The organism is Pseudomonas sp. Pc102 (assembly GCF_018408275.1).
GTDB classification, from domain to species: domain Bacteria; phylum Pseudomonadota; class Gammaproteobacteria; order Pseudomonadales; family Pseudomonadaceae; genus Metapseudomonas; species Metapseudomonas tohonis.
The window spans coordinates 6,601,105-6,614,719 of the sequence record NZ_AP021905.1; the positions used below are offsets into that span (position 1 = coordinate 6,601,105).

Here is a 13,615-nt window from a genome sequence, read left to right on the forward strand (position 1 = left end):
CCAACCCCCATGCCACCTGCGAATTCAGGCGCCATGGGGTGACTCGCCGCCTACGGGGAAGCGCCTGCTTCAATAGGTGCGGCAGGCGCCCTGGGCCACGGTCTCCAGCAGGCGCTCCTTGCGCTGGCTTTCGCCGTCGAACTCGGCCAGCGGCTGGCGCTTGTTGGTAGGCTCGGTGAACTCCAGGCTCACCAGCAGCCGGTAGATCTGGTAGCGGTTGCGCACGGAGCGGGTGCCCGGGCAGTCGGGGAAGTTGCCGTTCTCGGTCACCAGCACCTCCTGGCAGCCTTCGTCACCCAGGTGTTTCTCGTAGCGATCGGTGCCGCTGCGGTAGGTCTTGCCGGCGCACTTGAGGCGGCGCACCGTCTTGCTGCAGAAGCCGGGCGCGGCGCAGCTCTCGCTGCTGTCGCGCTCCACCTTGTCTTCCTTCGATTCGCGCCAGCGCGCCTGGATGTCATAGCGCAGGCCGCTCTCCCGGCTGGCGAGGAAGAAGGACCGGCCCTGGTAGGCGCTCGACGGGACGCTGACGCTGAAGTCGCTGCGTTCGTTGTGCAGGCGCAGGTCGGCGGACCACATCGGGTCCGGGTCGAACTCCAGCTCGATGTGGCCCTGGCGCAGTTGCGCCTCGTCGCTCAATTGCAGGGGCTGGCTGTCGCGGGTGAAGAGGTAGCCCTTGCCGGTGAGGCCACCGCAGCCGGTCAGCCCCAGCAGGAGGGAAGCCAGCAGGGCGCCGCGTGCGGCAGAAGGGGAAGGCGAAATCATGAGGTTCGGTCCTTGATCGGAAAATGGACGGTCCATCGGTGCAGCGGTCTTGCGCTCACTCGATCTCGAAGAGCCCGTTCTTCAGCGGCGCGACATCCAGGCGCTGGCGGATGTCGGCGTCGATGCGCGGGTCGTCTGGGCGGTACAGCATCACCTGGCGGTAGGCGCTGACCCGGTTGATCTCCGGGCCCAGGTATTCCCACACCACGCGGGTGCAGGCGGGGTTGCGCCGGTCGCCGCTGGAGACGCCGGTCTTCAGGCCGTTGAGGCGGGTGATACGGCTCTTGAAGCTGGGAATGAGGATGGTCTGGCTCATCTCGTTGACGGTGAGCGACTCGTAGTCCATCAGGAACACGCGATCCTGCAGCTGGAAGGCGGCGCCCAGGTAGCGGCAGCGCACCCAGTCCTCGGCCTGCACGTCGGTGCTGCTGGAGCGCTCCTGGCGTTCCTGGCGCTCGAAGAGGAAGGTGCCGCGCTCCTCCCACAGGTGCACCAGCGACAGCAGGATGGTGCCGGGCACCGACATGCAGTTGGAGTATTCGAAGTAGTAGCCGCAGTAGCGCGACAGGTTGCCGGACTCCTCGCGCAGCGGCCGCAGCAGGTCCAGCAGCGGGTCGCTGGCCGGGGAAGCATCGCCTTCCCGGCGGCGGGCGCCGATCAGGCGGGCGAACTGCTCGGTCGGCTGGCTCAGCTCGTAATCCTCGACGCCGAAGAAATCGCCGATGCGCTTGAGGTTGTAAGCCGTCGGACGGCTCTGCCCGCTGAGGTACTTGTTGAACTGTGCACGGTTGATCGCCAGCTTGCGGCAAACCTCCGCGATAGAGCGGTAGTGGCTGCAGAGCAGCTTGAGGTTTTCCCCCAGATTGTCCGACAAGGTCTGAACTCCACCGATGCGAGCGGCGCGAATATAGCATCAACTCGCGCCACTTCGAATCGACCTGCGAAATTGCCTGACCGGCGGCCGTTGGCCAAACATGCGCGCCTTGATCGCGACCGGGTCGCGGCGTTCACCGTCCGAACAATAAGAATCGAGGAATCCTCCATGCTCGAAATGCTCAACGACTTCCTGTCCGGGAAGGTGCTCATCGTGCTGATCGTCGGCCTGGGTACCTACTTCACCCTGCGCTCGCGATTCGTGCAGTTCCGCCATTTCGGCCATATGTTCGGCGTGTTCAAGGAGTCCATCCGTGGCCAGGCCGGCCAGCTGAGCTCCTTCCAGGCCCTGATGCTGAGCCTCGCCGGCCGCGTCGGCGCGGGCAACATCGCCGGCGTCGGCATCGCCGTGACCCTCGGCGGCCCGGGCGCCGTGTTCTGGATGTGGGTGACCGCCCTGGTCGGCATGTCCAGCAGCTTCTTCGAGTGCACCCTGGCCCAGGTCTACAAGCGCGCCGACGGCGACGGCCTGTACCGCGGCGGCCCGTCCTACTACATCCAGCACGGCCTGAAGCTGCGCTGGATGGCGATGGTGTTCGCCGTGCTGCTGCTGGTCACCTACGGCTTCGCCTTCAACGGCCTGCAGTCCTTCACCGTCACCCACTCTCTGGAAAACGCCTTCGGCCTTCCGGTGCAGTACACCGGCATCGGCCTGGCCGTGCTGCTGGGCCTGGTGTTCATCGGCGGCATCAAGCGCATCGCTTCCGTCTCCGACCTGCTGGTCCCGGTGAAGACCCTGGCCTACATCGGCGTGACCCTGTACGTGATCGCCACCCAGATCGAACTGGTCCCGGGCATGCTGGTGACCATCGTCAAGAGCGCCTTCGGCCTCGAGCCCGCCTTCGCCGGCCTGCTCGGCAGCGCCATCGTGATGGGCGTGAAGCGCGGCGTGTTCGCCAACGAAGCCGGCCTGGGCAGCGCCCCGAACGTGGCCGCCGTGGCCGCCGTGAAGCACCCGGCCGCCCAGGGCGTGGTCCAGGCGTTCAGCGTGTTCCTCGATACCTTCGTGATCTGCACCTGCACCGCGCTGCTGATCCTGCTGTCCGGCTTCTACACCCCGGGCTTCGAAGGCGACGGCATCGTCCTGACCCAGAACTCCCTGGCCGCCGTGGTCGGTGACTGGGGCCGGATCTTCGTCAGCGTCGCGCTGAGCCTCTTCGTCTTCACCTGCATCCTCTACAACTACTACCTCGGCGAGAACGCCCTGCAGTTCCTCGCCGGCCGCAGCCGCACCGCCCTGCTGACCTACCGTGGCCTGGTACTGGCGCTGATCTGCTGGGGCTCGATGCAGAACCTGGGTACCGTGTTCGCCTTCGCCGACATCACCATGACCTGCCTGGCCTTCGTCAACCTCATCGCCCTCGCCCTGCTGATCAAGGTCGGCCTGCGGGTGATGCGCGACTACGACGAACAGCGCAAGGCCGGTATCGACCAGCCGGTGTTCGACGCCGCCAAGTTCGCCGACCTGGACCTGGACCGTGCCGCCTGGCCGGCCAACCCGGCCGTCGAGGCAGCCCCGCAACAGGCCCCTGCGGCCCTGGCGGAAAGCCACCGCTAAGCGCTCCCGAGCGCTGCACCGGATGCCGCTTCTCCGCCACGCGGGGAAGCGGCATCGTCGTATCAGGCAACAGTTTCTGGTGGGATCGGCTCGCGATGGCAGCCGGATTCAGCGTTATGCTGGCCCACCGTTTTATTCCCCGAGTGAGCCAGGACAAGGCATGAGCGCAGTCAACAACCTCTTCGTCCTCTATACCGGTGGCACCATCGGCATGCTGCAGACGGCCCAGGGCCTGGCACCGGCCGGCGGCTTCGAGGCGCGCATGCGCGAGCACCTGGCCAGCGCGGGCACGCCCGCACCGCAGTTCGTCTTCCAGGAGATGCTGCCGCTGCTCGACAGCGCCAACATGACCCAGGCCCAGTGGCTGGCCATGCGCGATGAGATCGTCGCTGCGGTGGTCGAGGGCGGCCATGACGCCGTGCTGCTGCTGCATGGCACCGACACCCTGGCCTACAGCGCCGCCGCCCTGAGCTTCCTGCTGCTGGGCCTGGGCGTACCGGTGGTGCTGACCGGCGCCATGCTCCCGGCAGGCTGCGATGGCAGCGACGCCTGGCCCAACCTCTGCGGCGCCCTCGCGGCACTGCAAGGCGGCGTGGAGCCGGGCGTGCACCTGTATTTCAACGGCGGGCTGATGCATGGCGCGCGGGTGAGCAAGCTGCGCAGCGATGCCTTCGACGCCTTCACCGTGTTGCCGCGCCAGCGCAGCGGCGAGCGCGCCGACGCCCTGCCCGCCCTGCTCGGCTTCAACACCCGTCGCGTACCGGTGAACCTGGCGGTGCTGCCGCTGTTCCCCGGCCTGCAGGCGGGCCATGTGCAGGCGCTGCTGGATTCCGGCGTGCAGGGTCTGTTGCTGGAGTGCTACGGCAGCGGCACCGGCCCGTCGGACAACACCGAGCTGCTGGCCGTCCTCAAGGCCGCGCACCAGCGCGGCGTGGTGTTGGCGGCGATCAGCCAGTGCCCGGCCGGGCACGTCGAGTTCGGCGTCTACGCCGCCGGCAGCCAACTGGCGGCCAGCGGCCTGGTCTCCGCCGGCGGCATGACCCGCGAAGCCGCCCTGGCCAAGCTGTTCGCCCTGATCGGCGCCGGCCTCGCCCCTGCTGACGTCGAGCGCTGGTTCGCCCTGGATTTGTGCGGCGAACGGGTGGAGTGACGAACCCGTAGGGGCGACTTCAGTCGCCAAGGGCCGCAGAGCGGCCCCAACCACCACCCGCACGACCTGGCCGGCTCGCGTAGGGTGGACCCCGCTTCACCGGTCCACCGTTGCGGAGTACCAGGCAGCACCGCTGGTGGACGTAAAGAGCGACGTCCACCCTTGCCCGGAGGAGGGACCGAAGCATGCGCATCACAGTCACCCTCGACGACACGCTCTACCAGCAGGCATTGGAGATGGCCGGTCCCGATATGGACGAGGCGTGACCATAGGCTTCCCGGCAACGCGAATCAGGCCATCTCACCCCGGATGTACTGCTCCAGGTGCTGGATCAGTGCGTCCTGTTCGGCGATGGCTTCCTTGACCAGGTCGCCGATGGACAGCAGGCCGACCAGTTGGCCGTCCTCCACCACGGGCAGGTGGCGCAGGTGGCGGTCGGTCATCAGCGCCATGCATTCGCGGATGCTCTGCCGGCCGTTCACCGTCAGCACCGCCTCGGTCATGAAATCGCGCACCGGCGTGGCCACCGACGAGCGCCCTTGCAGCACGCCACGGCGGGCGTAGTCACGCTCGCTGACGATGCCCACCAGGCGGCCATCCTCGACCACCGGCAGGGCGCCGATATTGTGTTCGGCCAAGAGGCGCAGGGCATCGAGCATCGGCACTTCGGCGGTGACGGTGTGCACCTGCTGCAGCGGCTTGGTGTGGAGCATCTGGGCAACGGTCTTCATCGGTGATCCTCCTGGGTTGAACCTGATGGGCGCCCAGCATGGCTTCGGCGGCCAGGGCCCGGCCAGACGGCTATCTGCATGGCGGCCATTGAAAATATTTCGGCCCGGGTAAAGACAAAAAAGGGGAGCCCGAGGGCTCCCCAGGGGACTTCTAGCTCGCGATCATTCGATCTCGATCAGGACCTCGCCCGGGTTGACCCGGTCGCCCTTGGCGATGTGGATCGCCTTGACGGTGCCGGCGATGGGCGCCTGCACTTCGGTTTCCATCTTCATGGCTTCGGTGATCAGCACGGCCTGGCCGGCCTTGACGCTGTCGCCTTCCTTGACCAGCACATCGACGATGTTGCCCGGCATGGTGGTGCTGACATCGCCGGGCGCACTGGCGTTCTTGCGCTTGCTGCTGTTGCCGGCTACGAAGTCGTTGAGCGGCTCGAACACCACTTCTTCCGGCATGCCGTCGATGGACAGGTAGAAGTGGCGCTTGCCGTCGCTCTTCACGCCGACCCCGGTGATGTCCACGCGGTAGCTCTCGCCGTGCACGTCGACCACGAACTCGGTGGGCACGCCTTCGCCGCCAACCGGGGCCGCGCCCTGGCCATTGGGGATGGGCAGCAGCTCCTCGGGCTTGAGGGTGCCGGCTTCACGCTCTTCGAGGAACTTGCGGCCGATGTCGGGGAACATGGCGAAGGTGAGGACGTCCTCCTCGCTCTTGGCCAGGGCACCGATTTCCTTGCGCAGCTTGTCCAGCTCGGGCTTGAGCAGGTCGGCCGGGCGCACGTCGATGACGTCCTCGTTGCCGATGGCCTGGCGGCGCAGCTCTTCGTTGATCTGGCCGGGCGCCTTGCCGTAGCGGCCCTGCAGGTAGAGCTTCACCTCGTTGGTGATGGTCTTGTAGCGCTCGCCGGCCAGCACGTTGAAGAACGCCTGGGTACCGACGATCTGCGAGGTCGGAGTGACCAGGGGCGGGAAGCCGAGGTCGGCGCGCACGCGCGGGATCTCCTCCAGCACTTCGCCCATGCGGTTGAGGGCACCCTGCTCCTTGAGCTGGTTGGCGAGGTTGGAAATCATCCCGCCCGGCACCTGGTTGACCTGCACGCGGGTGTCGACGCCGGTGAACTCGCTTTCGAACTGGTGGTACTTCTTGCGCACGGCATGGAAGTACATGCCGATCTCCTGGATCAGCGCGAGGTCCAGGCCGGTGTCGTAGGGCGTGTTGCGCAGGGCCGCGACCATGGATTCGGTGCCCGGGTGGCTGGTGCCCCAGGCCATGCTGGAGATGGCGGTGTCGATGCGGTCGGCGCCGTTCTCGATGGCTTTCAGCTGGCACATGCTGGCGACGCCAGCGGTGTCGTGGGAGTGGATCACCACGTCCAGCGGCAGCGCGTCCTTCAGCGCCTTGACCAGTTCGCCGGTGGCGTAGGGGGTCAGCAGGCCGGCCATGTCCTTGATGGCGATGGAGTCGACACCCATGGCGGCCATGGCCTTGCCCTGGGCAACGAAGGCATCGATGGTGTGCACCGGGCTGGTGGTGTACGCGATGGTGCCCTGGGCGTGCTTGCCAGCGGCCTTCACCGCTTCGATGGAGACGCGCAGGTTACGCACGTCGTTCATGGCGTCGAAGATGCGGAACACGTCGATGCCGTTGACCGCCGCCTTGGCCACGAAGGCGCGGACCACATCGTCGCTGTAGTGGCGGTAGCCCAGCAGGTTCTGCCCGCGCAGGAGCATCTGCAGGCGGGTGTTGGGCAACGCGGCCTTGAGCTTGCGCAGGCGCTCCCACGGGTCTTCCTTGAGGAAGCGCACGCAGGCGTCGAAGGTGGCGCCGCCCCAGACTTCCAGCGACCAGTAGCCGACCTGGTCGAGCTTGTCGCAGATGGGGAGCATGTCTTCGGTGCGCATGCGGGTGGCCAGCAGGGACTGGTGCGCGTCACGCAGGATGGTGTCGGTGACGCTGATCTTCTTGGTTTCGAGGGTCTTGCTCATGTTCTGCATCCTTCCCTTACAGGCCCGCGTGGGCGGCAATGGCGGTCGCGATGGCGATGGCCAGGTGCGACGGGTTGCGCTTGATCGAATACTGGGTCAGCTCCGGGTGGCTCTCGACGAAGCTGGTGTTGAACTGGCCGCTGCGGAACTCGGGATCGCGGAGGATTTCCTGGTAGTAGGCGGCGGTGGTCTTGACCCCCTGCACGCGCATGTCGTCGAGCGCACGCAGGCCGCGGTCCAGCGCCTCCTCCCAGGTCAGTGCCCAGACGATCAGCTTCAGGCACATGGAGTCGTAGAAGGGCGGGATGGTGTAGCCGGTGTAGATCGCCGTGTCGGTCCGCACGCCGGGGCCGCCGGGGGCGTAGTAGCGGGTGATCTTGCCGAACGAGGGCAGGAAGTTGTTCTTCGGGTCCTCGGCGTTGATGCGGAACTGCAGGGCGAAACCGCGATGGATGATGTCTTCCTGCTTGACCGAGAGCGGCAGGCCGGAGGCGATGCGGATCTGCTCGCGGACGATGTCGATGCCGGTGATTTCCTCGGTGATGGTGTGTTCCACCTGCACCCGGGTGTTCATCTCCATGAAGTACACCTCGCCCTCGGCGAGCAGGAACTCCACGGTGCCGGCGTTCTCGTAGCCCACCGCCTTGGCGGCGCGCACGGAGAGGTCGCCGATGTAGGCGCGCTGCTCGGGGGTGAGCTGCGGGCTGGGGGCGATCTCGATGAGCTTCTGGTTGCGGCGCTGGATCGAGCAGTCACGCTCGAACAGGTGCACGGTGTTGCCGAAGCTGTCGGCCAGCACCTGGGCCTCGATGTGCTTGGGGTTGACGATGCATTTTTCCAGGAACACCTCGGCGGAACCGAAGGCCTTGGTGGCCTCGGAGATCACCCGCGGGTAGGCCTGCTCCAGCTCGGCGCGCGAGTTGCAGCGGCGGATGCCGCGACCGCCACCGCCGGAGGTGGCCTTGAGCATCACCGGGTAGCCGATGCGCTCGCCTTCGCGCAGGGCCTCATCGAGGTCCGCCACGTTGCCTTCGGTGCCCGGGGTGACCGGCACGCCGGCCTTGATCATGCTGCGGCGGGCTTCGGTCTTGTCGCCCATGCGGCGGATGACTTCCGCCGACGGACCGATGAAGCGGATGCCGCGCTCGGCGCAGATATCGGCCAGCTCGGCGTTCTCGGAGAGGAAGCCGTAGCCGGGGTGCAACGCGTCGCAACCGGTCTCCACGGCCAGGTTCACCAGCTTGCGCGGGTTGAGGTAGCCGGCCAGCGGGTCCGCGCCGATGCTGTGGGCCTCGTCGGCACGCTTGACGTGCAGGGCGTGGCGGTCGGCGTCGGAGTAGACGGCCACCGAGCGGATGCCCATCTCGGCGCAGGCGCGCACGATGCGGACGGCGATCTCACCCCGGTTGGCGATGAGGATTTTCTTGATCACGAGCGTTCCCTCGACCAAGTGGGCAGGCGAACGGCAGGCCGTTCGGCGAGTGACCGCCGATGCTGTAGCGGTGCGTGATTAACCTACGCCCAGCCCTGGGATAACCCAAATCAATAATTATTGGGGTATCCATTAGGAAAGCCTTATAGTCGGCGCCGCGATCCCCCTTTTCCGAGGCTTCCACCTATGCGCAAGACCCTGCTGCGCATGACGCTGCGCCAGCTCCAGGTGTTCCGTGCCGTGTTCGAGAGCCGCTCGTACAGCCGAGCGGCGGAAGAGATGGCGCTGACCCAGCCGGCCGTCAGCCTGCAGATCCGCCAGCTCGAGGAGCTGGTGGGCCAGCCTTTGTTCGAATACGTCGGCAAGAAGCTCTACCAGACCGATGCCGCCGAGGCGCTGTACGTGGCCAGCAGCGACATCTTCCAGCGCCTGGCCAGCCTCGACATGCAGCTCTCGGACCTGCAGGGCTCGCTGCAGGGCCAGCTCAACCTGGCGGTGGAATCCAGCGCCAAGTACTTCGTGCCGCACCTGTTCGCCGCCTTCAAGCAGCACCACCCGGACGTCAGCCTGCACCTGACGGTGGTCAACCGCGCCCAGGTGATCAAGCGCCTGGCGGACAACCGCGACGACCTGGTGATCATGTCCCTGGTGCCCCAGGACATGGCCCTGGAGTTCCTGCCGTTCCTCAACAATCCGATCATCGCCGTGGCGCCGCCGGATCACCCGCTGTGCCACGCGCGCAGCCTGACGCTGAAGGACCTGGAGCCCTTCCCGCTGCTGATCCGCGAAGCCGGCTCGGGCACCCGCAAGGCCTGCGAGGAATACTTCCAGCAGAAGCGCGCGCACTTCGCCCAGACCCAGGAAGTCGCCTCCCTGGATGCCCTGCGCGAATGCGTCGTGGCCGGGCTCGGCCTGGGCCTGCTGCCCCGCCACGCGGTCAGCCTGGAGCTGGCCACCGGCGTGCTGCGCGAGCTGCCGGTGGAAGAGCTGCCCCTCTACCGCAGCTGGTGCGTGGTCCACGCCAAGGGCAAGCGGCTGTCACCGGTCGCCCAGGCGTTGATGGCCTTTATCCGCGAAGAACGCGCCCAGATCAGCACGCTTTCCCAGAGGTTCGACGGCGCTCTGCCGTTGACGACAACAGGTAGTTGATCGCGATCAGGTCGGGGTAGCCATCCAGGTCCGCCAGCAGGCGGCGCTGTTCGGCACGCTCCTCGATGGCGCGGCGGAACTGCATCCGGCGCTGGTCTTCGAGCTTGCGCCGGGTCTTGCTGTCGATGGCCGGCTCGTCAAAACGCTGTGCATGGTGTCGAGGCATGTCAGGTCTCCCAGGACGAAGTGCGGGGAGCACCAGCATCGGCCAGCGGCATGACGCTTTGAGGGCAGGGTCGTGAAACTCCGATGACCGTCCTGCGACAGCCACCGGCCGTTCAGAGCAGGGCGTCGAGCAGGCGGTACCAGGCGATCCCCGCGCCCAGGTAGAGGCGCTGCAAGCCGTGCAGGGGAATGCGCCGCACCGGCGTGATCGGGAAGGGGAAGTCCCCGCCCTGCCCCGCCAGGCGCGCCGCCATGTGCCGCCCCAGGCTGGTGGCCAGGGCGATGCCGCGACCGTTGTAGCCCAGCAGCATCGACAGCCCCGGCGCCGGTTCGTGGACATGGGGCAGGAAGTCCTGGGTCAGCGCCACGCGCCCGCTCCAGCGGTATTCGATGGGCACCCCGGCGAGCTGCGGGAAGAGCCCGGTGAGCGAGCGCTCCAGATGCGCCCAGTCGGCAGCCTCACGCGGCTCCGGGAAGGGCCCGCGCCCGCCCAGCAGGAGCCGCCCCTGGGCGTCCTGCTTGAAATACAGCAGCAGGCGCCGCGCATCCGAACAGACCTCGCCGCCCGGCAACACGCTGTGGCGCAGGTGCGCCGGCAACGGCTGGGTGGCGACGATGAAACTGTTGGCGGCGATCAGCGTCTGCCGCAGGCCGGGCCAGAGGTCATCGGTGTAGCCGTTGCCGGCCAGCAGCACGCGCTCGGCACTGATGCTCGCGCCACGGGCTGTGGATAACTGCCAGCGCGATCCTTCGCGGCGCAGCCCGGTGACCCGGCTGTGGCCATGGATCGCCGCGCCCCGCTGCACCGCCGCCCGCGCCAGCCCACGGGCGTAGCTCAGGGGCTGGACGCTGCCGGCACGCGGGTCGACCCAGGCGCCGAGGTAGTTGACGCTGCCGATGCGCCGGGCGACGGCCGGCTCGTCCAGCAGCTCCACCTCGACGCCGCGCGCGCGCCACTGCCCGGCGCGCTGCTCCAGGCCGCGCATGGCCACGGTCGAGGCGGCCGGCTGGATCCAGCCCTTGCGGGTGGCGTCGCAGTCGATGCCGAGCCGCTCGATCAGCGCGAACACCTCGTCGGCGGCACCGCCGGCGGCCTGGATCATCGCCTCGCCACGGGCCACGCCGAACTTGGCGATCAGCTGCTCGGGGTCGAACTTGAGGCCGGGGATCACCTGCCCGCCGTTGCGCCCGGAGGCGCCCCAGCCGGGTTCGCCGGCGTCCAGCACGCAAACGTCGATGCCCGCCTCGGCCAGGTGCAGCGCTGCGACCAGCCCGGTGTAGCCGGCGCCGACGATGGCGACATCGACCTGCCGGTCTTCCTCCAGCGCCGGCGTGGCGATGCCGGGCGTGGCAGTGGCGGCCCAGAGCGAGGACGGCAGCGCGGGTGCGAGGGGCGCGTTCATGCCGGCACCTCGCCGCTGTTCAGCAGGCGCTTGAGGAAGTCCTGGGTGCGCGGGTGGCTCGGCGCGCTCAGCACCTCGCGGGCCGGGCCCTGTTCGACGATGCGGCCGCTGTGGAGGAAGCAGACCTTGTCCGCCACATCGCGGGCGAAGCCCATCTCGTGGGTGACCACGATCATGGTCATGCCTTCGTCGGCGAGGCGCCGCATCACCGCCAGCACCTCGCCCACCAGCTCGGGGTCCAGGGCGGATGTGGGCTCGTCGAAGAGGATCGCCCTGGGCTTCATCGCCAGGGCGCGGGCGATGGCCACGCGCTGTTGCTGGCCGCCTGAGAGCTCGTCCGGGTAGGCGTTCATGCGGTGCGCGAGGCCGACCTTCTCCAGCAGCGCCTCGGCCTGGCGGCGGGCTTCGCGGGGGTCTTCCTTCTTCACGTAGATCGGCCCCTCCATCACGTTTTCCACAGCCGTGCGATGGGGGAACAGGTTGAAGCGCTGGAACACCATGGCCACCTGGGTGCGGATCTCATGGATGCTGTCGTGGTGGCGGTTCACCGGCTGGCCGCTGACCAGGATCTCGCCCCGGTCGTGGGTCTCCAGGCCGTTGATGCACCGCAGCAGGGTGGACTTGCCGGAGCCCGAGGGGCCGATCAGGCAGACCACCTCGCCGCTCTCGATGCTCAGGTCGATGCCTTCGAGCACCGCCAGGCTGCCGAAGCTCTTGTGCAGTTGCTTGATCTCGATCATGCCTTGCTCCTCTTGCCGATTCGCGCTTCCAGCCGGCGCAGGCCGTAGGACAGCGGCAGGCTCAGCGCCAGGTAGAGCAGCGCCACCAGGGTGTAGACGGTCATGTTCTCGAAGGTCGAGGAGGCGATCAGCTGGCCGGCGCGGGTCATCTCCGCCACTGTGATGGTGGAGACCAGCGAGGAGTCCTTGAGCATCATCACCAGGGTGTTGCCGTAGGGCGGCAGGGCGATGCGGAAGGCCTGGGGCAGCACCACCCGGCGCATCACCATGGCGCCGCGCATGCCGAGGGACTCGGCTGCCTCGATCTGCCCCTGGTGGATGGCCTGGATGCCGGCGCGGAAGTTCTCCGCCTGGTAGGCCGAATAGGCGATGCCCAGGCCGATGACGCCGGCCTGGAAGGCGCTGAGCTGGATGCCGAAATCCGGCAGCACGAAATAGATGTAGAAGAGCTGCACGATGATCGGCAGGCCACGGATGACGTTGACCACGCCGATGGCGAACAGCGAGATGGCGCGGACCTTCGACACCATCATCAGGGCGAAGACCAGGCCGATGATGGAACTGAGCAGGAAGGACCCGGCCGTGACCTGCACGGTGACCACCGCCCCTTTCAACAGAATGGGGAGGAAGTCCAGAGCGTTCTGGAGAAACATGGAGGCTACCCGTGGATGGGTTCAGGGAAAGGCCCGCCAGGCCGGCGGGCCGCGAGCGCGGTCAGTCGAGCTTCCACTTCGCGATGATGCGGTCCAGCGAGCCATCGGCCTTGATCGCGGCGATGCCCCTGTTGACCCGCTCCAGGGTCGCGGCATCGCCCTTGCGCACGATCAGGCAGACATCACCCATGATCACCGGCTGGTAGCCCTGCACCAGGCGCACCTTGTCCTGGGTGCCCTGGGCCAGCTGGTAGGCGAGGATCGGGCGGTCGGCGAAGCCGGCCTTGATCCGCCCCAGCGTCAGGTCGCGCATCAGGTCGGCGATGGAGTCGTAGCCGCGCACTTCCTTGAAGATGCCGCGCTTGTTCAGCTCGTCGATGAACACGGTGCCGACCTGGGCGCCCACCACCTCGCCCGCGAGGTCCTCCATGCGCGTGTAGGCGGTGGCGTCGTCGGCCCGGACGATCAGGCCCTCGCCGTAGCTGAACACCGGGTCGGAGTACTGCACCACCTTCTCCCGCGCGGGGGTGCGCAGCATGGCGGCGGAGATGACGTCGATCTTGTTCGCCGTCAGCGAGGGGATCAGGGCGGCGAAGGTGGTCTGCTGGATCTGAACCTCGAAGCCGCCGGCCTTGGCCACGGCCTGGGCGGCGTCGACCATCATCCCCTGGATGCTCTGGCTCTTGACGTCGAGGAAGGTGAAGGGCACGCCGGTGGCGGTGGCGCCGACCCGGTAGCTCTCGGCGCTGGCGGCCAAGGACGTGGCGAGGCCGGCGACCAATGCGCAGGCGCAGGTGAAGGCACGAAGGCGAGGATGCATGGCGAATCTCCCATTGGACGCTGTTTATTGTCGTTGTGCGCTATGGATGGCCTCGGCTGAATCGGCAGGAGGCGTTTTCTCGACTATAAACAATTTACAAAAATCGTAAAGAGATTTATAAATATCGAATATCGAT

General features: G+C 67.3%; 13 protein-coding genes. 3 read left to right on the plus strand and 10 right to left on the minus strand.

The window, feature by feature from the left end; all coding sequences use genetic code 11:
• Positions 1 to 69 precede the first annotated feature (69 nt).
• Positions 70 to 762 (minus strand): hypothetical protein, encoded by a 693-nt coding sequence (locus PHLH3_RS29860; protein WP_173178180.1) that lies wholly within the window; start codon positions 760 to 762, stop codon positions 70 to 72.
• Positions 763 to 817: 55 nt separating this feature from the next.
• Entirely contained in the window at positions 818 to 1,636 is an 819-nt protein-coding gene (locus PHLH3_RS29865) for a helix-turn-helix transcriptional regulator (protein ID WP_173178179.1), read from the minus strand.
• A gap of 168 nt (positions 1,637 to 1,804) precedes the next feature.
• Here PHLH3_RS29865 and PHLH3_RS29870 point away from each other — a divergent pair, with 168 nt between their 5' ends.
• Together PHLH3_RS29870 and PHLH3_RS29875 are read left to right on the plus strand one after the other, a co-directional pair.
• On the plus strand, positions 1,805 to 3,253 hold the full coding sequence (locus tag PHLH3_RS29870) for an alanine/glycine:cation symporter family protein (RefSeq protein ID WP_213627332.1): 1,449 nt from the start codon (positions 1,805 to 1,807) through the stop codon (positions 3,251 to 3,253).
• 160 nt (positions 3,254 to 3,413) lie between these two features.
• Positions 3,414 to 4,403 (plus strand): asparaginase, encoded by a 990-nt coding sequence (locus PHLH3_RS29875; protein ID WP_213627334.1) that lies wholly within the window; start codon positions 3,414 to 3,416, stop codon positions 4,401 to 4,403.
• Between the two features lie 290 nt (positions 4,404 to 4,693).
• Here PHLH3_RS29875 and PHLH3_RS29880 read toward each other — a convergent pair whose 3' ends face one another.
• From PHLH3_RS29880 to PHLH3_RS29890, 3 genes are all read right to left on the minus strand, one after another.
• A complete protein-coding gene (locus tag PHLH3_RS29880) occupies positions 4,694 to 5,134 on the minus strand; it encodes a CBS domain-containing protein (RefSeq protein WP_213627336.1) in 441 nt (146 codons plus the stop codon).
• 162 nt (positions 5,135 to 5,296) lie between these two features.
• Positions 5,297 to 7,117 carry a sodium-extruding oxaloacetate decarboxylase subunit alpha gene (gene oadA / locus PHLH3_RS29885; RefSeq protein ID WP_213627338.1) on the minus strand — a complete coding sequence of 607 codons (1,821 nt, stop codon included), beginning with the start codon at positions 7,115 to 7,117 and terminating at the stop codon, positions 5,297 to 5,299.
• A 16-nt stretch (positions 7,118 to 7,133) separates the two neighbouring features.
• On the minus strand, positions 7,134 to 8,549 hold the full coding sequence (locus PHLH3_RS29890; protein ID WP_213627339.1) for an acetyl-CoA carboxylase biotin carboxylase subunit: 1,416 nt from the start codon (positions 8,547 to 8,549) through the stop codon (positions 7,134 to 7,136).
• Between the two features lie 201 nt (positions 8,550 to 8,750).
• Between PHLH3_RS29890 and PHLH3_RS29895 the strand changes: the two genes are divergently transcribed.
• The gene (locus tag PHLH3_RS29895; protein WP_111259375.1) at positions 8,751 to 9,698 is read left to right on the plus strand and encodes a LysR family transcriptional regulator; all 948 of its coding nucleotides are present in this window, start codon (positions 8,751 to 8,753) and stop codon (positions 9,696 to 9,698) included.
• On the opposite strand, the gene PHLH3_RS29900 is transcribed toward PHLH3_RS29895, so the two are convergent.
• From PHLH3_RS29900 to PHLH3_RS29920, 5 genes are all read right to left on the minus strand, one after another.
• Positions 9,640 to 9,864 carry a transcriptional regulator gene (locus PHLH3_RS29900; RefSeq protein ID WP_173178172.1) on the minus strand — a complete coding sequence of 75 codons (225 nt, stop codon included), beginning with the start codon at positions 9,862 to 9,864 and terminating at the stop codon, positions 9,640 to 9,642. The genes PHLH3_RS29895 and PHLH3_RS29900 overlap by 59 nt on opposite strands.
• A gap of 112 nt (positions 9,865 to 9,976) precedes the next feature.
• Positions 9,977 to 11,266, minus strand: a complete 1,290-nt coding sequence (locus PHLH3_RS29905) for an FAD-dependent oxidoreductase (RefSeq protein ID WP_213627341.1) — start codon at positions 11,264 to 11,266, stop codon at positions 9,977 to 9,979.
• The gene (locus PHLH3_RS29910) at positions 11,263 to 12,006 is read right to left on the minus strand and encodes an amino acid ABC transporter ATP-binding protein (protein WP_213627343.1); all 744 of its coding nucleotides are present in this window, start codon (positions 12,004 to 12,006) and stop codon (positions 11,263 to 11,265) included. The genes PHLH3_RS29905 and PHLH3_RS29910 overlap by 4 nt, the downstream gene beginning before the upstream one ends.
• Positions 12,003 to 12,659 (minus strand): amino acid ABC transporter permease, encoded by a 657-nt coding sequence (locus tag PHLH3_RS29915; RefSeq protein WP_213627345.1) that lies wholly within the window; start codon positions 12,657 to 12,659, stop codon positions 12,003 to 12,005. Before PHLH3_RS29915 ends, PHLH3_RS29910 begins: the two co-directional genes overlap by 4 nt.
• 61 nt (positions 12,660 to 12,720) lie before the next feature.
• Positions 12,721 to 13,479 (minus strand): ABC transporter substrate-binding protein, encoded by a 759-nt coding sequence (locus tag PHLH3_RS29920; protein ID WP_213627346.1) that lies wholly within the window; start codon positions 13,477 to 13,479, stop codon positions 12,721 to 12,723.
• Between the last annotated feature and the right edge of the window lie 136 nt (positions 13,480 to 13,615).